This window comes from Enterobacter sp. Sphag1F, assembly GCF_014193275.1.
GTDB lineage: Bacteria > Pseudomonadota > Gammaproteobacteria > Enterobacterales > Enterobacteriaceae > Pantoea > Pantoea symbiotica.
This window is the reverse complement of record NZ_JACHZD010000006.1, coordinates 1-21,088: the sequence shown is the minus strand read 5'-3', so window position 1 is coordinate 21,088 and position 21,088 is coordinate 1. Positions and strand designations below refer to the sequence as shown.

The window sequence follows — 21,088 nt, the reverse complement described above, 5'->3', positions numbered from 1 at the left end:
GCCCGTTCCGCGTACCCGCCAAATTACCGTAGGGTCGCCATTTATGGCGACCGATTTACGCTTACTTATTAGTCTTAGTGCTATTACTGAACTGCTCGGTGAGGTAGTTGCTGGTGTTATTCAGCACGCTAACCATCTTATCCAGATTGGTGAACTGCTTTTTATAACGCGCGATAGTGTCATCGATACGTTTGCTGGCGGTATTGTACTGATCGGTCAGCGTATTCAGTTTTTTACTGATGGTATCCGTCGCGCCCTGCAGCACACCTTTGCTACTAAGGAACGCATTGAAGGTGGTGTTCAGTACGGTCGAAACGCCGGTTTTCTTGCCATCGCCAACAAACATGTCGCGAATGGCTTCCGGTTTAACCTGCAAACTGCTGGTCAGTTTGGTCGCATCAAGCTTCAGTTTACCGTCGGTTGGGTCGGTTGTAATACCCGCCTGCGATAACGTTTTATAGACGCTGGAACCGGAAGTGTTGGCCAGAATGCTTTTCATCTGCACCTGAATGTTACGCAATGTGCCATCGCCAAGCAGCGCACCATTTTTGCCATCCGGATCTTTACCCGCATCCACCGCCGTATATTTGGTCAAACTCGCCATCGTATCCTGCAGCGAGTTATAGGCATTCACCCAATCGGTAATAGCGGTTTTCGCCTTGTTGGTATCGCTGCTCACCGTCAGCGTTTGGTTGCCGCTGGTTTCATCGTTAAGCTTCAGCGTGATGCCTTCCACCGCGTCGGTGATCACGTTGCTGCTGCTCTCAATCGCCACATTATTCACGGTCAGCTTGGCATTCTGCGCTTCGACGCTTTGCGTCATGCCGCTGCTGCCAGCATTTGTCGCATCAAAGCCGATAAAGTCGTGCAAGGTATCATCGCCGGTCACGCTCAGCGATTTCACCGCATTGCCGGTGCCGGATGCAGATGAAGTCAGTGACAAACGGTATTCAGTGGCCGAAACCTTAATCAGGCTGGCGGTAACACCAACGTCGGACTTGTTGATGGTGTCACGAATGGCAGAAAGCGAGGTCTGATCTTTGGTCAGCGTAATGCTCTTCTCTTTACCTTCTGCAGTGACAAATTTCAGGGTTCTGGACGCTGCATCGCTGCCAATCGCCGCTTTAATATCGGTTTTACTGTCGCTGGTTAGCGTTTGCGATTGCGCCAGTTTCTGCACGCTGATGGTGTATTTGCCCGCCAACGCATTGCCGTTGGAATCGGCGCTAAACGCTGTTGAGCTGGATGCAGTGGTCGTCGAGGTATACAGGGCGGCATCGTTTAATTTGTTGTTTGCCGTCTGGAAAGTCTGAATCGCGGTTTTGAGCGTGCCATAGGCAGACAACTTGGCGGTCGCCGCCGATTGTTGTTTGGAAATCGGTGCCAGTGATTGCTTCTCTGCCGCAGTCAGTTTGTCGAGGATGGTGCTTAAACCCAGTCCTGAACCGACGCCTAATGTTGAAATCCCAGTCATGAACGCAACTCCTGTTAATTTAACGTTACGGTACTATCGGCAGCCTTAACGCAAACTTTATAAAAATCTGATCATTTCCTTACGCTATCCTTACATACATAAAAGGCCGCATCTTCAGTTCCCAATCGCCTGTAACTAATCGCGCTGGAAATATGATGCATTTCACATTTAACTGTCGCTGTGCTTGTCGGGAAAGCTCAGCCGATTATGATCTTGCGAGATTGTTACTGCGTTCAGCGCAGGCAAAACCTGACACGCCGTCCTCCCGGTGGGTCAGGTTTTTTATTTTCAGGGCAGCTAAAAATGAAAATCGCGAAAATCCTCAACAACAATGTCGCGGTAGTGCTGGGCGACAACGGCAAAGAACAGGTTGTGATGGGACGCGGTTTAGCGTTTCAGAAGCGCGTTGGTGACGAACTGGATGCGCAGCAGATCGAGAAAGTGTTTGCGCTGCAAAGTGATACGTTGACGGGCCGGCTCAGCGAGCTGTTGTCGGATATCCCGCTTGAGGTGATCACCACCAGCGAACTGATCATTGCCAATGCGCGTCAGCAGCTGGGTCAGCCGCTGCATGAAAGTCTCTCAATCGCGCTGTGCGATCACTGCCATTTTGCGATTGAGCGCCACCAGCAAGGTATCCCGATTCGCAACGTGTTGAAGTGGGAGATCAAAACGCTCTATCCGAAAGAGTTTTCACTCGGTATCGAAGCGCTGGCCTTGATTAACAAGCGATTAGGCGTGGAATTACCCGAAGATGAGGCCGGATTTATCGCGCTGCATCTGGTGAATGCGCAGCTCGGCAGCGATTTCGCTGATGTTTCACACATCACGCAATTTATGCAGGAGATCCTGCATATCGTGAAATATCGCCTGCAGCTGGATTACCGCACCGAGAGCTTGAGTTACAACCGCTTCGTCAACCATCTGAAGTTCTTTGCACAACGTATGTTGGGCAAACGCGGCGTGTGGAGCGAGGATGAATCTCTGCATGATGTGGTGCGTGACAAATATCCGCTCGCCTATCAATGTGCGGTGAAGATCGACCAGCATATTCAGCAGAAATATCTGTATGAACTCTCCAGCGAGGAACGCATGTTCCTCACCATTCATATTGAGCGGGTACGCAAAGAGACGCTGGCGCTGCAGGATGATGCGGACGAAGCGTAAACCAGGTGCGCATCAATGTGCACCCTACAAAAAACGCGTCAATCCTTTGTAGGGTCGCCATTAATGGCGACCGCCAACGACCTTACTTCAATGCTTCGCCATGACTGCGAATCACGTCCTGATACCAGAAAAAGCTCTTCTTGCGTGAACGCGCCAGTGTGCCGTTGCCTTCATCATCGCGATCCACGTAGATAAAGCCGTAACGTTTGGAGAACTCGGCTTTTGAGGCGCTGACCAGATCGATTGGTCCCCAGCAGGTATAACCCATCACCTCCACGCCATCTTCAATCGCTTCACGCACCTGCACCAGATGATCGTTGAGATATTGAATACGGTAATCGTCGTTAATTTGCCCGTCCGCTTCCACCACATCTTTAGCGCCAAGCCCGTTTTCCACGATAAACAGCGGCTTCTGATAGCGGTCATACAGGATGTTAAGCAGAATGCGCAGCCCTTCAGGATCGATCTGCCAACCCCAATCGGAGCTCGGCAAGTGCGGGTTCGGCACCATCGACAGAATGTTACCGCGCGCTTTCTGGTTCTCCTCTTCATTGGTAGTGACGCAGCCGGTCATGTAGTAGCTGAAGGAGATGTAATCGACGGTGTTTTGCAGGTCGCGCTTATCTTCATCGGTCATGGCAATGCTGATGCCGCGATCGGCAAAGAAGCGTTTCATATAGGCCGGATACGCGCCGCGCACCTGTACATCGCCAAAGAACAGCCATTCGCGGTTCTGCTGCAAGGTTTCCAGCACGTCTGCCGGGCGACAGCTCAGCGGATAGAGCAGCGCGCCCAGCAGCATGTTACCGATTTTGCCATCCTTAACGATCTCATGGCAGGCTTTCACCGCGCGTCCGCTCGCCACCAGCTGGTGATGAATCGCCTGATAGATCGCCTGCTGATCGCTTTCTTCTGCCAACCCTACGCCGGTGAACGGCGCGTGCAGCGACATGTTGATCTCGTTAAAGGTCAGCCATAACTTCACTTTGTGCTGGAAGCGGGTAAACACCGCGCGCGCATAGCGTTCAAAGCAATCAATGGTGATGCGATTGCCCCAGCCGCCGTACTTTTTGATCAAGCCATACGGCATTTCATAATGCGACAGCGTCACCAGCGGCGTGATGTTGTATTTAGCCATCTCATCGAACAGGCGATCGTAATAGGCCAGGCCTGCTTCGTTAGGTTCCGCTTCATCGCCCTGCGGGAAGATGCGCGTCCAGGCAATTGAGGTACGCAGCACGGTAAAGCCCATTTCGGCGAACAGTTTAATGTCTTCCGGGAAGCGATTATAGAAATCGATGGCAGTATCTTTGATGCCAAAATCGTCACCGCTGCGCTCCACGCGCGCACCGAAAATGCCTTTGGGTTGCAGGTCGGACGTTGATAAACCTTTGCCACCTTCCTGATACGCGCCTTCAACCTGGTTGGCGGCCACGGCGCCGCCCCATAAAAATCCATCCGGGAAACGTTTAGTCATCTGCTTGCTCCTCAATTATTTCAGCACGGCCAACAACGGAGCGCCTTCGCTCACGGCCGTGCGGCTCAGGGTTAACACATCCACAAAATCATCGCTATTACTCACCAGCACCGGCGTGGTGAGGTCAAATCCTGCGGCTTTAATCGCATCGAGATCGAACTCCAGCAGCAGATCGCCCACTTTGACCGGCTGATCGTTGGCGACTTTAGGAGAAAAATATTGTCCATCGAGCTTCACGGTATCGAGGCCGACGTGGATCAGCACTTCCGCGCCCTGCGCCGATGTCAGGCCAATCGCATGGCCGGTACGGAACATCGACGACACCACGCCATCGATCGGCGAAACCACGCGGCCACTCTGCGGGATAATCGCCGCGCCTTTGCCGAGTAAACCGCTGGCAAAGGTTTCGTCTTTAACCTGCTCCAGCGGAATGACATCGCCCGCCATCGGGCTGACCACACTTTCGCGACGCGTCAGATTGGTGGGCTGAGCAACCGGCGCGGGCGGCGCGACCACTTCGGCTGCGGGCTCGGTCAAACCGAACAGATAAGTGCTCACGCAAGCGAACAGCAACGCCACCGCCGCACCGGCAAACGCCGCCAGCACGCTGGCATCAATGCCGCTGTTCGGCACCACCTGAATAAAGGTGAACACGCTCGGGAAACCAAAGGAGTAAATGGTGGTGTGCCAGAAGCCGAGGATCGCCGCGCCCAAGGCGCCACCGATGCAGCCGAAGATAAACGGACGACGACGCGGCAGCGTCACGCCATACACCGCCGGTTCGGTGATGCCGAAGATGCTGGCGGTGAAGGCCGATCCCGCCATCGCTTTGAGTTTCGCTTCACGGGTTCGCAGGAAGATGCCCAGCGTCGCGCCCGCCTGGCCCAACACCGCTGGCATCAGCAATGGCAGCAGCGTGTCATGACCAAAGTTGGCAAGGTTGTTCAGCATAATCGGCACCAATCCCCAGTGCAGACCGAAAATCACGCATACTTGCCAAATCGCGCCCATCACCGCACCCGCAATCATTGGGCTCAGGCTGTAAATCCACAGATAGCCTTCGGCCAGCATGCGGCTTAGCCAGGTTGCCGCCGGACCAATCGCCAGGAACGTTAGCGGCACAGTGATCAACAAGCAGCACAACGGCGTAGTGAAATTACGCACCGCGCTGGGTGAACGTGGATGTATCCAGCGCTCAATCAAACTGGAAACCCAGGCCGCGAAGATAATCGGGATCACTGATGAGCTGTAATTCAGCACTTCGAGCGGGATGCCGATGAAGGTCAGCGCATTGCCCTGCTGCTGCTGTTGCAGCACCTCGAGAATCATCGGATGCACCAGCGCAGCGGCAATCGCCATGCTGACAAACGGATTGCCGCCGAATTTTTTACCCGCGCTGTAGCCGAGCAAAATCGGCAGGAAGTAGAACAAACCGTCGCTGGCAACAAACAGCACTTTGTAGCTGCCTCTGTCAGCGCTCATCACGCCGAGCACCAACGCCAACGCCAGCAACCCTTTGATGATGCCGGTGGCGATCATCACGCCGATAAACGGGGTGAAAATGCCGGAAACCAGATCGATAAAGCGGGCAAACAGGCCTTGCGGTGCAGCGTTATCTGCGGCCTCGCTCTGATTATCCAGCGCGTGGCGCGCGGTGAGTTCGCGATACACTTCCGCCACCTGATTGCCAATCACCACCTGATACTGGCCGCCGCTCTCCACCACCATGATCACGCCGGGATTGTCCTTTAACGCGGCGGTCTGCGCTTTTTGACTGTTTTTCAGCTTGAAGCGCAAACGCGTTGCGCAGTGCATCACGCTGATAATGTTCTCTTTGCCGCCAACACCGCTAACGATGTCATCCGCCAGTTCCTGATATTGCATCACTCTTTCTCCTGAACAATGCCCTAAACTCATGGCCTAATGCTCGCCAGTTAAGCGTCTTTCGGTCACCATAAATGGCGACCCTACAAAGGATTGGCGCGTTTTTCGTGCAAAAAAAAACCTGAGACGCGCCCTCTTCAACTGAAAAAGGGCGCGTCTCAGGTTTTGCCTGCCGAACAGTAACAATCCTTAACGGGCGCTATCATGCTTACAGCGTGGAAAAAGTGGCAAGCAGTTTTAACGAACGACGTAGAGAAATGTGAAGCTGGTCACCAATTAGCGTCATTCTCACTGACCAACAAAGCCGTGAATAATATGGCCGCACTTTTCATGCAGCCTTATCGCGCAATGTGTAAAAAAAGCCCCGGGACGTAATATCATAAAGACTATTTAAATAGATCATTCCGGTATTTAAATAGCTCCAAATCGCTACTAATACCTAATTTCCTCATGGCGGTTTGCTTATGACCGCTAACAGTTTTACGACTGCGCTTTAACTTCACAGCAATATCAACTATTTCCATCCCCTCCAAATAGCAATTCAACACCTCAGCCTCGCGCGGGGTTAATAATCTGGTTGAAATGAGTTGCTGACTATATTGCCGTTCCGATCCATTGATTAAATCCTTGTCGAGTTTACGCACGGGAACCTGGCTCAACTCTTCAGCAATACGAGGCGGGATATAACGCTGTCCGTTTGCAATGGTGCGAATCGCTGATAAATAGGTTGCAGACTCTTCTCGTTTAGCAATATAGCCTCTCACACCCAACATATAAGCGGTACGAATGACAGCGAGGCTATCTACAGATGTAGAAAGTAAAATCTTTAAATGCGGATAGTGCGCCATTAAATGTTTAATCAGTGATAAGCCATCCATCTCATCATCTTGCAGAATATAATCCAGTACCAGCACATCACATTCAGCAATGCGCAACCAGCTTAATAATTCCCGGCTATGGCCAAATTTCCCGACCACGATTAAATCATCCTGGTCAGCGCACAACACATCAAATGAGCGACAAATAATCGGATGATCGTCAAGCAGAGCCAGACGAATTTGGGACGTTAAAGGGTTCATTGAGACCTCATGTCGTCATGGTGTCCGGAGTGGACAGCATGTGTTCCTCTGTTAGGGTTTTTGCGGCGTTTTCTTCAGCCAGTTCATCAATTGTCCGGCGCTGGCATAACCACGAAAAATCGCGCTATAACCATCAAAGCGATTAGTCACCTCGCCAACACGGTTGTTGTAGTAATCCGACTCGGCGCTTAACACATCCAGCAACGTACGTTTCCCAAGGTGATACCACTGATCGAAGAAATCGAGGCGGATACGGTCCGATTCACGCGTTAGATTGCGGTAGAGATCCGCGCGCTGCAGCATTGACCGCGCGTCCTGATCGGCGGCACGCACCCGTTGTTGCAGGTCATCACGCTGGTTTTCTGACTCTTCCCGCATTGCGCTGGCGCGCTGTACAGCAGCCTGTTCTGCCGCGTTAGCTGAACCACCACGGAAAAGCCCCCAACTGACATTGATACCGGTTTGCCAGGCTTGCTCACGACCGTAATAGTCTTTGCCGGTGTCTTTACTTACTACCCAATTGATTTTTGGTAATGACGACGATTTCAGCGCGTCGGCTTCAGCAAAGGCAGCCTGTGACTGCGCCTGTGCTTTTAGCAGCGTTGGATGCTTGTCGACTGAAGCCAATAAGGCATCGAGTTGTGAAGGCTGCAATTGCCACTGCATCGCGGGTGGTAACGGAACCTGGGTTTCACCTAACAAGCGATACAACTGAATCTCGGTGTCACGTGCTTTTGAAACGGCATTATCCAGCGCTGACTGCGCTTGCAAGAAGCGGCCTTTCGCCTGAGTTAGTTCGCTGCGGCGGCCCTGATCAGCTTCAACAATGCCGGTCAACATGGTGACCAGCTCTTGCATACGTGCTACGTATTGTTTACTCATTTCGATGATCAAACGCTGTTTACTCAACTCCACCAGTCCGCTGCTCACCTGCCATGCCAAATCTTCGATCTGCGCGGTGTTCTGGAAATCTGCGGCCTGAACCGAGAACTCCTTGCTTTTAATGGTGTTGCTGGTCTGGCCGAAATCGATCAGATTCGTCGCCACGTTAACACCCAGAGCCGGCATATTGCTGTCATTGGCATTGCGGTTACCTTTACCAAACTCATAACGACGTGAGTTCGACGTTACGTCAACCTGTGGCCAGCGTTGACCTTTCGCGTTGCTCACGTCTTCTTTCGCAGCATCGATTTGCAGTTGCGTACTGCGAACCTGTGGACTGCGCTGTAGCGCGCTCATCACCGCACTGTAGAAAATATTACGCAGTTCCATTTCACCAGGGCTAACGCGCGCTACTGTCTGCGGTGCACGTGCTACGGAAAGACGCGGCTCAGGGGTTAAAGCAGGTTCATCTGGCTGCGTTAGCGTGGCGGCAACCGATGCCGGCGTTGCCGGTTTGAAGATTGGCAGTTCAGCGCTACTCAGGCTGCTTCGCTCCGCTTCTGTACGGTTTGTTGCTGTTGCCAGTGGTGTTGCAGGCACCTGTGTCACAATAATCGGCGCTTTAGACACAGCAGGTGTATTAATCACCGGCGCTTTCGCTACAGGCGCAAGCGCGGTGTTAGTTAATGGCACAGCAGCAGGCTGAACCGGTGCTGATTGCGTGCGTGCTGCCAGCATTTTCGCCATCTCATCTGCCGACATGGTTTTTACTGGTTGAGCCGCTCTTAATGCTGGCTTCGGTTTCGACACTTCAACAAACATCAGTAGCTCTTCTTCTTCACTCGTTGCCGTCTGTGCGGCGCCGCTTTGCAGCGCGAGGAACGAACCTATTAGCAGCGACAGCAAGCGCTTTGAACATTTAATTTGTTTCATCACTCAGGTCTCAATTAACGTTCGCGGAAAGCTTCACGTGCTTTCATCACCGGCTTCAGCAGGTAATCCAGGATAGTTTTCTCGCCCGTACGAATTTCAACGGAAGCCACCATGCCAGGAATAATCGGCAATGCTTTTCCACCGGCATTCAGGGTGCTGGTCTCCGTCAGAACCATGACGCGGTAATAGGTGTCATCCGGGCGTCCCGCAGCCGCTTTGGCATCATCTTTCAACGTATCGGGACTGATAAATTCCACGTGGCCTTTCAGCCCGCCATAGATCGCGTAGTCATATGCGGTGACCTTTACCGTTGCAGGTAAGCCAGGATGAAGAAACGCGACATCTGAAGGACGAATTTTCGCTTCCACTAACAGTTGGTCTTCTAGCGGAACGATTTCCAGAATGTGTTCGCCAGGCTGAATGACGCCGCCAATGGTGTTAAAGCGAATGTTTTTCACCGTGCCTCTCACCGGTGCGGTAATGGTGGTACGTTCCATTACGTCAGCGCGGCCAATCAGGTTTTCACTGGTCTGCGAAAGTTCGAGCTCAAGCTTGTTCAACTCGGAGTTAGCATCGGCCTGATAGCGGTTACGACGTTCAACAATCTGCGCCTGAATTTCATTGGCCTGGCGACGCATACGCAGCAGTTCTACTTCAGAGAGCAAGCCGCGCGCGGCCAGCGGTTCTGCGAGGCGGATTTCACGCATCGACAGTTCATAGCTGCGCTGTAATGCGTTAACCGAGTCATCAAGCGCACGTTTGCGCGCCTGATAGGCTTTGGTTTCCTGATCGATAACGCTTTGATCTTTGCGCACCTGCTCATCATCGAAACTCAATGGCTGGCCATATGCTTCAGCACGCAGACGCGCAATCGTGGCCTTTAATCCCACCACTTTATTCAGTGCTTCGCGGTAGCTGGCTTGAGCTCGCGTTGGGTCGATCTTCAGCAGCACCTGGCCGCGTTCAACCTCTTCACCTTCACGCACATTCATTTCCGCCAGGATGCCGCCCTCCAGACTCTGAATAATCTGTTCACGGCTCTTGGAGATGATCTTCGCTTCACCTTTGGTAATTTCTTCGACGCGCGCAAAATGCGCCCAGGTAATGCCACCCACCAGCACCGCCAGCACCACCCATAGCACCAGACGTGAACCGGGTGTGCGTTGGGTAAGCAGTGAAGACTGAATGTCATTCATGAAGTCGGCGTCTGCCGCCGACAGTTTGGGTTTACGTTTGAATAAGCTGAACATCAGGCAGAGACCTCAACATCTTTATCCAATCCCTTCGCTGGCACACTGCGCGTAACGATTGGGGATGCAGGTTTGTTAGCTGGTGCCGCCGACTGATTCGCAGCCGGTTGCGGAACAGTATTGGCAGCCGGTTGTTGTGCTGCCGCGCTCACTTTGCCGCTATTGGCTGGCGGAACGGGTTGTCCGCTCAGGCGGGCAAGCACCACGTCTTTCGGCCCATCGATGGCGACCTTTCCGGCATCAATCACAATGATGCGGTCCACCAGTGCCAGCAGTGATGGTCGGTGAGTGACCACCACCAGCGTCTGGCCTTGCGTGGCGGCATGCAGATGTTTCAGGAATTGCTGTTCGGTTTGGCTGTCCATGGCGCTGGTTGGTTCATCCAGCAGCAGCACTTCCGGGCGGCTGAGCAGCGTACGAGCCAGAGCCACCAACTGACGCTGACCACCCGACAAACTGCCGCCGTTCTCGCCTACCGCCAGGTTAATACCCAGCGGATGGCGTGCGGCAATCTGATCGAGACCGGTCAGGCGCAGTACACGCAGAAACTCATTCGGTGCCGCATCGGGCATACCGAGCATTACGTTTTCACGCAGTGTGCCGTAGAACAGACGCGATTCCTGGCTCACAAAACCGATATGACGGCGCCAGTCAGCGGGGTCGATCTGGTTAACGTCGAGGCCATCAGTAAACAGCTGGCCGCCGGTTGGCTGATAAAGACGTGCCATCAAGCGCAGCAGCGTTGATTTACCGCTGCCAATCGAACCCAGGATGGCGATACGCTCACCAGCTTTAATGTCGATATTGATGTTCTTGAGAATTTCCGGGTTAGGCTGCATCGGCGGCGCCGGATAAGAGAAGCCCACGCCTTTTAGGCTCAGATCGCCTTTCAGTTCCGGATTAGCGATATAGTCCTGCTCGCTATCACGGTCGGTTGGCATCTCCATCAGCCTGTTCAGCGAACCCAGCGCCGCTTTTGATGACTGATAACGCGTAGCTAAACCGATGACCTGACCTAATGGGCCAGTAGCACGCCCTGCCAGCATCACCGTACCGATCAAGCCACCCATGGTCAGGTTGCCGGCATCAATCATATAAACGCCGATCAAAATCAGCATCACCGTCTGGAACTGCTGCAGGAAGGTCACCGATGTGGTTGCCAGGGTTGAATAACGCTTTGATTTCGAACCACTGTTGGCCTGTAAAGCACTGAACTTCTGCCAGCGACGCTGCATATGGACGCCGCCGCCAGTGGCTTTCAAGGTTTCCATCCCTTCAATGGATTCGATCAATACGCCTTGCTTCAGTGCGGCATCTTTCAGGTTCTCTTTCATGATCTTCGCCAGCGGCCATTGAATAATGACGCTGATGATGATGATCACTGGCAACATCAGCAGTGGCACGAAGCCGAGTGGGCCGCTAATGGCAAAGATCACGCCCACGAATAACAGCACGAACGGCAGGTCAGCCAGCGCGGCTAAGGTCGCTGAAGAGACAAAATCACGCAGAGACTCAAACTCACGCAGCTGATTAGCAAAGGTGCCTGACGAAGCCGGTTTGTGCTCCATACGGACGTCGATGGCCTGGCGGAACAGGATGCTACCGACGATCAAGTCGGCTTTTTTGCCTGCGGTATCCAGCAGATGCGCACGAATAAAGCGCGTCAACGCTTCAAACAGCATCGCCACCGTTACACCAATCGCCAGCGACCACAGGGTGACAAACGCCTGGTTCGGAATGACGCGATCGTAGACGTTCATGGTGAAGAAGATGCTCGCCAGCGCCAGTACGTTAATCAGCACGGATGCCACTGCCGCGCTTCGGTAGTAACGGCGATAGCGCCACAGGGTACTGAACAGCCAGTGCTTCTGATTCTCCGGTAAACCCTCTTCAACACGGCGATCCACTTTGGCGGTAGGCTTTGAGAAAATGGCAAAACCGCTGTACCACTCGGCAATCTCGGCGTGTTCAATTTCAACCGGCTTGCTGCCGACTTCAGGCATGACCACTTGATAGAACCAGGTCATCTTGTCTTCAGCATTCTTTTTGCGTACGCGATCAAGCAGGATGCAACCACCTGACTCTTTGCGTACCAGAATGACTGGCATGACCTGCTGAGGGACATCCCACAGGCTGCGCTCAACCAGGCCGGGTGTCATACCGGCACTCTCCAGCGAACTCAGTGCCTGAGAAGGCGTGAGGAAAACATCTTTTGGCAGGCCTGCCGTCAACGCGTCAAAGCTGCGGCCAAGGCCGTAATGGCGGCAGAGCCAGTCCACGCTTTGCAGCAGCGTGTCATCAATACGCGTCTGCACACGCGCCAGCGACTGCAATTCTTGCTCGTGCTGTTGGTTATCAGATTCTGTTGCGTTCATTAACCGCATCTCTTTGTTCGTTATTTCAGGCCCGCAGGGGCGGGGAGTAAGAAAATTCTCGCTTTTAGCCTTCAATGGCGATACAAGCCGGGTCTTGCTTCGTGAATGCCAAGGTGAAAAATCGCATTTAAGAAGCTGATTTATATCGTTTTTTATTATTTCGCGAGAATCTGCACATCCTGATCCGTGTTAGGACAATTCTCGGAACAAGCTGAAATCTGCATGTCGATTAATTCATTCGGTACCGCTGCCATTGTCAGCGCGTTACGCAACGCTTTGGCTTTATCGCGCAGCACAATTCGTGACTCATCACGGGTCACAAGGCGAATGACCACGCTGTGCAGAATGGGATGCTGCTGACGCAGTGTGACGACGGTTTCATTCAGTGAATTGAGGCCTTCATCGGTGAGCAAGGTGCGGCCAAGATCCTGTTTAAACAGCTCACGACTACTGAACAGATACTGACTTTCACTTTGTGCCGCAGCACGATCGAAAACGCAGGGAACGAGGGTGGTTGCACGTGAGTGCGCATGTACCTGACGGCGGTTGGGTTTGATTTCCTGTTCACCTTGCTGGCGATTAACCGCTTTTGGGGCATCCGTCATTTGCTGCTGTTCATCGACACGCAAAAAGTAGGTGCGTGCGCCGTGCAGTTCGGCTTGATATAAGCCCTCAGTTTTGCCGCGATATTGCGCATCATTAACGAAGGCACCCAGCGTATGCGGGCCTGCGCGCAGACAAAAACTAGTAAACCCGCCCGGTAACAAACTGGTGTGATAGCGACCGTCAACGTAAACATGCGCCGGGCCGGCTGTCATAACGCCGCTGTTAGCGCGGTAATACACCACCTGCGTCAGCTCTTTGACTACTGGTGGTAGCGGCTTGTATTTTTCACCAAAGGCGTTGGGTGTTTGTAGCGTGGCCGAACTTGATACGGTGGTTAGCAGGCTAGCCATAAGCACAACCGATTTAACCGAAGACATATTCAACACAATTGACCTCTTCAGAATGTCCCGCGTGCTCTGGCATGCGGGGGAAATTAACTAGCGGATGTTGTAATCAGCCAACGGCTGCGATAAGTAACGGCACTCCGTTACTGCACTGGCTCGCGATAACACATGCTCCTGCAGATGTAGGTCAGCCAGCTCGCGCTCCGCCTCAATGCGACGCACAGGCTGAGGTTTGCCATCACCCTGCGTGTTCACGCGGACAAAATAGGTTTTGCCTGGCTTGAGCGTGGTTTGAAAACGGTGGTGGGTGGCCGCTTGCGCGCCCTGAGAGTCCATCCAGCCGCCCAGCGTATAGCTGCCCGGTTGAACGCAGATGCGGGTATACATCCCTGGCAGCAAGGCGGCTTGCAGCTTGCCATCAACGGTCACCAACGCGGCTTGCTGACTGGTTGATGGCTGGGTGCGGTAATAGACAACCTGGGCCTGGTCATTCACTACTTCCGCCTTTGCTTGCCAGCGCTCGCCAAAGGCCCGCGTATCCGGCGCTGCGTTCGCGTGCAGGGCGCAAAATAGCCCGCCAAAAATCACTGTTGGAATAACGATGTGTTGGATGAAATTATTCATAACGCCTCCGCGACGACCTTTCGCCGCTGGTTAAATTGCATCAAGGGGATCAGTTCAGGGGATGGCCGCTCAGCAACTCATCAACTACACGGCTGGCATCATCAGCCGGAGCCATGATGTGGTGTTCGGTGCCCGCATCGTCATATGCAGAGATGTGCGCCCAACTGCTGAGATCGGTGTCCGGCGGTAACAGATCGCTAAGGCTTAGTGTTTCAAGCGGCGTAGGATTCGCGGCAATCACGATTACCGCAGGGTCAGAAGGTGCAGAGACCAAACCTCCGGGATCGGTAGCAATCACCACAAATTCGTGAGTGCCATCAGGCAAAGGAGACGCGGGGGTAAAAGACCAGTTACCTTTGCTATCCGCGATAGCGGTGCCCAGGAATGTGCCGTTGTCACGGATCTCAATGACCGAGCCAGATTGCTGATCGCTGCCGTTGAGTGTTGGTGTGGTGTCATCAGTGACGTCGTTGGGCGATAGAGCGCCCTGCTGCTCACCGAAATCGTCCTGAAGCTTGTCGATAATTGCGACGGGATTCTCCAGCGGATGAGTGCCCTGTTCCGATGTCACTTCCGGGTTTAGGCTGGCAGCGTCGGGCTGTGTTTCTGGATTTACTGCGGCTTCTTCCGGCTTTTCGTCCGGCGGCGGCGATGAGTGGTGGTTGCGGTTGTTGTGCACCAGCACGGCTAAAGCGGCAACCGCCGCCGCGGCAGCCAGTGCGATCATGCCAAACGCCAGTGCGTTGCCATCGACTTCAAGTTTATCCATTGGGGGTAATACGCTGCTATCCAGCGCGGCAGTTGACTGCTCGCCATCCTGTAACGCCTGAGGATCTTGTGCGCGGTCAGCGCTGACTGCGGTAAACGCATGCCATTGACCGTCTTCACCCAGCCCCACGATCTCGCCTTGTTGCGGGTAATAATCTTCGATGATCAGGTTTGGCTGTGCAGAATGTTCCCCCTGCAGCATCAAATGCAGATCGTTACCGACACGCTTAACGCTGACTGTGTCGGGTGCGGTTAGATCATCGCCTTCGGCCAGAACATAGCGTGCTCCTTTAACCGCTTTGACGTTCACCGCTTTCTCTGGGTTACGTGGTAGATTTTCCGCCTGGATAATGCGTTTTCCACTGACTATCGCCAGGTTGATGTCATCCATCAATTGATTCCTCATGCACGGCGATGCAGTACCGCAATCGCCTCACCTCCCGCCTCAGGCCGGGGTTCAGGTAAGTAATGGAGTGCATTTGTACAGGAATTATCTGACAGGCGACCACAGGCTGGGTCTTGGTTGAGAGATAGCGTGATTTAACACACCAGTAGCATAAAAAAGGCCAGTGACATCGTCACTGGCCTTTGACTTAACCGCAGTTATTACGATTGGGTTAACGGTGTAAAGGTTTTATTGCCTGTGTCAGGAGAGACGGTGAGTTTCACCGGCAACATTTCGTAATTACTGCGTTTGTACGCGCACCACCACACGGCGGTTAGGCGCATTACACTGGATCTGTTCGGCACGCGTGCCTGAACAGTCATTTACTACCAGTTCTTCACTTCCAGCACTGCTGGCACTCAGGTTGCGTGCTGGCAAGCCGCCCTGAACCAGCAGAGTGCGCACGGTGTTGGCGCGCTGTTGGCCGAGGCGCATATTGGTTGCAGGTTTACCAATCGGATCGGTATGACCAATAACCTGAATGCGGTTCAGCTGCACACCATCTTTGTTGATTTTACCGATCAGCTCGTTAATTGCCTGACGGCCCTGCTGGGTAATGTCATTACGGCCTGATTTTCCGAAGTTAAACAGCACATCACTCGACAGTGCATAATCCATCGTTTTACTGGCGGTGTAGCGACATTGTTCAACTGCAGAAGCACGGTTAAGCGTGTGCACCTGGGCACGTAATCCTTTCAGATCGTTGCTGGCTTGCTGCGCACTCACCACAATCGGCTTCCCTGCACTGTTACCGTCGACCATAACGTAGTAGGTTTTGCCGCCAACAAAGTTGTCGCGATAGGGCTGCGCCTCTTTGCCTTTGTAATACGGTGCATCCTTAAGGAACGCGCCCAGCGAGTGCTCGCCTGACGGTACGCAGAAGGTGGTGTACATGCCCATCAGCAGCGCTGACTGATATTCACCATCCACATAAACGTGCGCCGCATCTGGGCCAGTTACCGCGTTAGTGCGGTAATAAATGACCTGAGCCTGGCTAGGTGCCACGCTGGCCACCGGTTGGTAAGCTGTACCGTAGACGTTAGGTTCAACTGCTGCTTGTGCTGAGAAGGAAAACAGGTTCCCTGCCACCATCATCGCAATCAGCGAAGTGTTTACTTTATTCATGACTCCTCCACGGAGGTCCTTGCGGACCTCCGGTTTTGATTGTGTGTAAATGATTAGTGGTTGTTCAGGTTAGTCTGTACACCCAGTTGCACCAGCAGTTCAGTCTCGGCACCGGTGTGCTGATAAACCTCGTACTGCACGCCACTGACGGTGACGGTGCCTTCCGCTTTGGCCCAGTTGCCTGGGTCAGTGCCGTCTGGCAGCAGGTCGGACAGGTTCACTACATCACCCTCGTCGCCTTTGATCATCAGCTGTTTGGTGTCGTCGGCGGTAAACGCGCCTTCTTCACCGTGCGCCAGCACATCACCGAGGGTGATATTCAGCACGTTGGTCTGACTGTTCGTCATATCCACGGTCTGAATGTTCATATCCTCATGCACGATGCTATCAAAGTTGATAACCGGTTCAGCGGCCACAATTTTCAGTGTGGTGCCGTGCTGTTCAACCGTGGCTTCCGTCTGATGTCCATCATGCTGATTGTCATCAGCAGACGTGATAGCAGCAACATGACCGTCATCAATCATGTTGTGCGAATCATCACTCTGGATATCCGCCATAGATCGGATTCCGGGACCATCTCCCCATGCAATATTGTCAACATAAGACAGTGTGTAAGGTGAGACTATCTCGACTTTTCCAATCAAGACACCTTCAGGAGCCTGGTAGCTGTAGGTTCCCATGTTAGCGCCAGTTGCGAAGGTCTTGGTATCAAGAATATTGCCGTTGGTGTCGTACACACTAAACGAGTAATTCTGTGGAGTACCCGCATAATTGTTATATGAATACAAGAATGAAATATATTTCGAGTCCGGTATATCAATGTCTGCAACCGCACAATCAACCTGCATAAGCCTTTGTAAATTATGCACACCGACAATTGAATCCAATACCGCGCCTGGAACACCTGGTGTTGGAACATTGGTATTCAGGATCTTGCCCTGCATGACCAGGCCGGAACTGAACTCAATTGTTTTGGTGGCACCAGAACCCGTGATCACTCCATTATCATTCGTAAAGTCTTCATATCCAGTACCAGCGAACGGTTGGGTATCAACCACCACAGTCCACAGATTAGACTGGGCTGACACATTACCCGCGCCATCTTCAGCAAATGCCCTGATCTCATGGCTGCCATCTGGAATTTCTTTTTCAAGCTCCAGCTGCCATTTACCACTTCCATCAGCACGCACACTTCCCCACACCACGTTATCAACACGGATAGTGATCAGTGCGTTCGGTTCAGTCGTACCGCTTAACGTTGGTTTGTTGTCGTTGGTAGTACCTCCGTTCGCAATATCCCCGACGATGCCACCCGTAACATTGTCAACCAGATTGGTGATCTGCGGTCCAGCAGGCGCAACGGTATCAACGACCACATTCCAGCTATTGGATGCGCCCGAGGTGTTACCCGCTCCGTCCTGTGCCACCACGCTGAAGCTGTGGTTGCCATCCGGCACTCCTGCAGGCAATTCGAACGTCCAGTTTCCACTGCCACTGGCGTAGAAGCTGTAGATTGTGTTGGTACCGTCACGCAGGAACACCAGTGAATTAGCTTCAGCGGTACCGGTAAGCGTTGGACGGTTGTCGTTGGTCAGGCCGCCATTCGCGATGTTCCCAACAATACCGCCCGCCACGTTATCCGCTACGCTGGTAATGACCGGAACAGTTGGTGCAACCGTATCAACGACCACACTCCAGCTATTGGATGCGCCCGAGGTGTTACCCGCTCCGTCCTGTGCCACCACGCTGAAGCTGTGGTTGCCATCCGGCACTCCAGCAGGCAATTCGAACGACCAGGTTCCACTGCCACTGGCGTAGAAGCTGTAGATCGTGCTGGTACCGTCACGCAGGAATACCAGTGAATTAGCTTCAGCTGTACCGGTAAGCGTTGGACGGTTGTCGTTGGTCAGGCCGCCATTCGCGATGTTCCCAACAATACCGCCCGCCACGTTATCCGCTACGCTGGTAATGACCGGAACAGTTGGTGCAACCGTATCAACGACCACACTCCAGCTATTGGATGCGCCCGAGGTGTTACCCGCTCCGTCCTGTGCCACCACGCTGAAGCTGTGGTTGCCATCCGGCACTCCAGCAGGCAATTCGAACGACCAGGTTCCACTGCCATTGGCGTAGAAGCTGTAGATCGTGCTGGTACCGTCGCGCAGGAACACCAGAGAATTAGCTTCAGCGGTACCGGTAACCGTTGGACGGTTGTCGTTAGTCAGACCGCCATTCGCGATGTTCCCAACAATACCGCCCGCCACGTTATCCGCCACGCTAGTAATCACTGGCACAGTCGGCGCAACAGTATCAACGACCACCACCCAACTACCGGATTGTGGCGAAACGTTACCTGCGCTGTCCTGAGCGGTCACCGTTAAGGTATGAGACCCTTCTGGCAGAGCAGTAACCAATTCCATTGACCATGCACCGGTTGCGGTCGCATATACGCTACCCACCACCGTGTTTCCGTCCAAAATCTTGACCAGCGCATTGGGCTCAGCCGTACCACTCAGCGTAGGTTTGTTATCATTGGTCAGACCGCCATTGGCAATCGCGCCAACAATACCACCCGGCACGTTGTCCACTACGCTGGTGATTACCGGGGCGTTAGGTGCAACGGTGTCAATAACCAGGCCCCAGCTATTGGATTGTGGCGAAACGTTACCCGCACGGTCCTCTGCTGTCACCGTTAAGGTGTGTGTACCGTCCGGCAATGCCGTTGGCAATTCCAGTGACCATGCACCGGTCGCTGTAGCATACACACTGCCTACAACTGTGTTGCCGTCAAGAATCTTAACCAGCGCATTTGGCTCAGCCGTACCACTCAGTGTCGGCTTGCTATCGTTGGTCAGACCGCCATTGGCAATCGCCCCAACAACACCACCCGCCACGTTGTCCACTACGCTGGTAATCAACGGCGCGCTCGGCACTAACGTATCAACCGTAACGGTGTACTGAGCGGACTTGTCGCCTTCAACACCGGCCGCACTGACCTGGCTCGCAGTAAAGTTAAAGGTTGCATCAGACAGATCCACTGATGGCGTCCACTTCCATTTACCGCTGGCATCCGCCGTTACGCTGCCTTGCACCACACCGTTCTGATAAATAATCACGATGGCATTAGCCGCCGCGCTACCACGCAGTTCCGGACGCTGGTCATTGGTATAGCCGTTGCTAGCAACATCACCCTGTTTCGGATCAACATCATCCCAAACGGTATCAATCGAAGGTGCAACTGGCGGTTTAGTATCAACGATCACGGTCCATGGATCAGATTCCTGCGAATCGTTACCTGCTGGATCGGTCACAATGATGGTGAAATCGTGGCTACCTTCCGACAGCGGCGTTTCTGGCGTATAGCTCCAGCTCCCGTCGTCACCCACTACAGTTGAACCAATTGGCTTACCGTTATCGATAATCGTGACAACATCGCCTGGCTCCTGACCGGAACCACCCAGTTCTGGCGTGGTGTCGTCGGTTAAACCACCATCCTGAATCGGATTAACAATGCCACCCACGTTATCTTTGATATCGCCGATGCCGTTGTTGTCTGGCGGCGTGATATCGATGGTCAGCTCAAACTTATCGCTCACCGCAACCGAACCATTTTTAGCTTCAGCCGAGGCAGTAAAGTTGTAATCACCTTCCTTCAGCTCAACAGTTGGCGTGAACTGCCAGTTACCGCGAGCATCCGCATACACCGAGCCAATCACCTCAGTACCATTTTTGATGGTAACCAGCGCGTTCGCCGTCGCGCGACCATTCAGGGTCGGCGTGGTGTCATCCGTTACGCTACCGGTGTTCAAGGTGCCGGTGACGCTGCCTGCATCGTCAAACACATTAGTAATGGAAACCACTACCGCCGAAGTATCAACAACGAAGTCAATCGGCGTGCTTGCAGCACTCAGATTGCCCGCCGGATCCTGAACCTGATGGCTCAGGCTGTGCGGGCCATCCGGCAACGGTGTAGCTGGCGTAAAGCTCCACTCACCTTTGCTATTGGCTGGCACACGGCCAATTTCACGATCGCCATCCTTAATGATGACGGTACTGCCAGGTTCAGCTACACCGCTATAAGTCGGGGTGCTGTCATCGGTAGTATCACCGCTGACAATGGGACCGACCTTATCGCCGACGTTATCGATCAAGCTCTGGCTACCCACATCCGGTGCAGTCGTGTCTACAACGATGTTGTATTCACCACTGGATGGCATTGGGTTGCCCTGAGGATCAGTTGCTGCAGCCACAATCGCATGTGGACCTTCTGGCAGTGCAGTAGTCGGTGTAAATGACCACTGACCTTTACTGTCAGCCACTACGGTTCCCTGCGCCTGTCCGTCAATCAGGATGGTGACGATATGACCCGGCTTCGCGGTACCAACGATGGTCGGTTGCGTATCGTCAGTAGCACCTCCAGGACGAATATTGCCGGTAATCGCGCCCACATCATCAATCACATTGACGATGGCTGGTGCAGATGGCACGCCACCGGTCAGCAGGTCAAAGCCAATGCTGTTGGACTCATCACTGATGTTGCCGGCCTTGTCCTGCGCCTTAGCGCTGATCTCATGGTCGCCGTTCAGCAGCGGCGGAACCGGGGTGAACTCCCAGTTGCCCGCGGCATCCGCCTCGGTGCGGCCGATTTCCACGCC

13 protein-coding genes are annotated in these 21,088 nt (G+C 53.5%); 1 reads left to right on the top strand and 12 read right to left on the bottom strand.

Annotated features, from left to right (window positions below; genetic code table 11):
- Positions 1 to 61: 61 nt before the first annotated feature.
- On the bottom strand, positions 62 to 1,474 hold the full coding sequence (fliD, locus tag FHW71_RS18415; protein ID WP_179452780.1) for a flagellar filament capping protein FliD: 1,413 nt from the start codon (positions 1,472 to 1,474) through the stop codon (positions 62 to 64).
- Between the two features lie 303 nt (positions 1,475 to 1,777).
- Here fliD and licT point away from each other — a divergent pair, with 303 nt between their 5' ends.
- Entirely contained in the window at positions 1,778 to 2,641 is an 864-nt protein-coding gene (gene licT / locus FHW71_RS18410) for a BglG family transcription antiterminator LicT (RefSeq protein WP_154183739.1), read from the top strand.
- Positions 2,642 to 2,723: 82 nt separating this feature from the next.
- Here the strand turns inward: licT and ascB are convergent, their stop codons facing one another.
- The 11 genes from ascB to FHW71_RS18355 form a co-directional block, all read right to left on the bottom strand.
- Positions 2,724 to 4,118, bottom strand: coding sequence for a 6-phospho-beta-glucosidase (gene ascB, locus FHW71_RS18405; protein WP_179452781.1), 1,395 nt, complete (start codon positions 4,116 to 4,118; stop codon positions 2,724 to 2,726).
- A gap of 15 nt (positions 4,119 to 4,133) precedes the next feature.
- Positions 4,134 to 6,002, bottom strand: a complete 1,869-nt coding sequence (gene bglF / locus FHW71_RS18400; RefSeq protein WP_179452782.1) for a PTS beta-glucoside transporter subunit IIABC — start codon at positions 6,000 to 6,002, stop codon at positions 4,134 to 4,136.
- Between the two features lie 386 nt (positions 6,003 to 6,388).
- Entirely contained in the window at positions 6,389 to 7,081 is a 693-nt protein-coding gene (locus tag FHW71_RS18395) for a response regulator transcription factor (protein ID WP_179452783.1), read from the bottom strand.
- A gap of 51 nt (positions 7,082 to 7,132) precedes the next feature.
- On the bottom strand, positions 7,133 to 8,896 hold the full coding sequence (locus FHW71_RS18390; RefSeq protein ID WP_179452784.1) for a TolC family protein: 1,764 nt from the start codon (positions 8,894 to 8,896) through the stop codon (positions 7,133 to 7,135).
- A 14-nt stretch (positions 8,897 to 8,910) separates the two neighbouring features.
- Positions 8,911 to 10,146: an HlyD family type I secretion periplasmic adaptor subunit gene (locus FHW71_RS18385; RefSeq protein ID WP_179452785.1), complete on the bottom strand. Its 1,236-nt coding sequence runs from the start codon at positions 10,144 to 10,146 to the stop codon at positions 8,911 to 8,913.
- Positions 10,146 to 12,521, bottom strand: coding sequence for a type I secretion system permease/ATPase (locus FHW71_RS18380; protein ID WP_179452786.1), 2,376 nt, complete (start codon positions 12,519 to 12,521; stop codon positions 10,146 to 10,148). The genes FHW71_RS18385 and FHW71_RS18380 overlap by 1 nt, the downstream gene beginning before the upstream one ends.
- A gap of 155 nt (positions 12,522 to 12,676) precedes the next feature.
- Positions 12,677 to 13,477 carry a hypothetical protein gene (locus FHW71_RS18375; RefSeq protein WP_179452787.1) on the bottom strand — a complete coding sequence of 267 codons (801 nt, stop codon included), beginning with the start codon at positions 13,475 to 13,477 and terminating at the stop codon, positions 12,677 to 12,679.
- 87 nt (positions 13,478 to 13,564) lie between these two features.
- Positions 13,565 to 14,095 (bottom strand): hypothetical protein, encoded by a 531-nt coding sequence (locus tag FHW71_RS18370; protein ID WP_179452788.1) that lies wholly within the window; start codon positions 14,093 to 14,095, stop codon positions 13,565 to 13,567.
- Between the two features lie 49 nt (positions 14,096 to 14,144).
- Positions 14,145 to 15,254 (bottom strand): Ig-like domain-containing protein, encoded by a 1,110-nt coding sequence (locus FHW71_RS18365; protein WP_179452789.1) that lies wholly within the window; start codon positions 15,252 to 15,254, stop codon positions 14,145 to 14,147.
- 294 nt (positions 15,255 to 15,548) lie between these two features.
- Positions 15,549 to 16,433, bottom strand: coding sequence for an OmpA family protein (locus tag FHW71_RS18360; RefSeq protein ID WP_179452790.1), 885 nt, complete (start codon positions 16,431 to 16,433; stop codon positions 15,549 to 15,551).
- Between the two features lie 53 nt (positions 16,434 to 16,486).
- Positions 16,487 to 21,088, bottom strand: a 4,602-nt coding sequence (locus FHW71_RS18355; protein ID WP_286176342.1) for an Ig-like domain-containing protein, incomplete at its 5' end; no start/stop codon positions are given.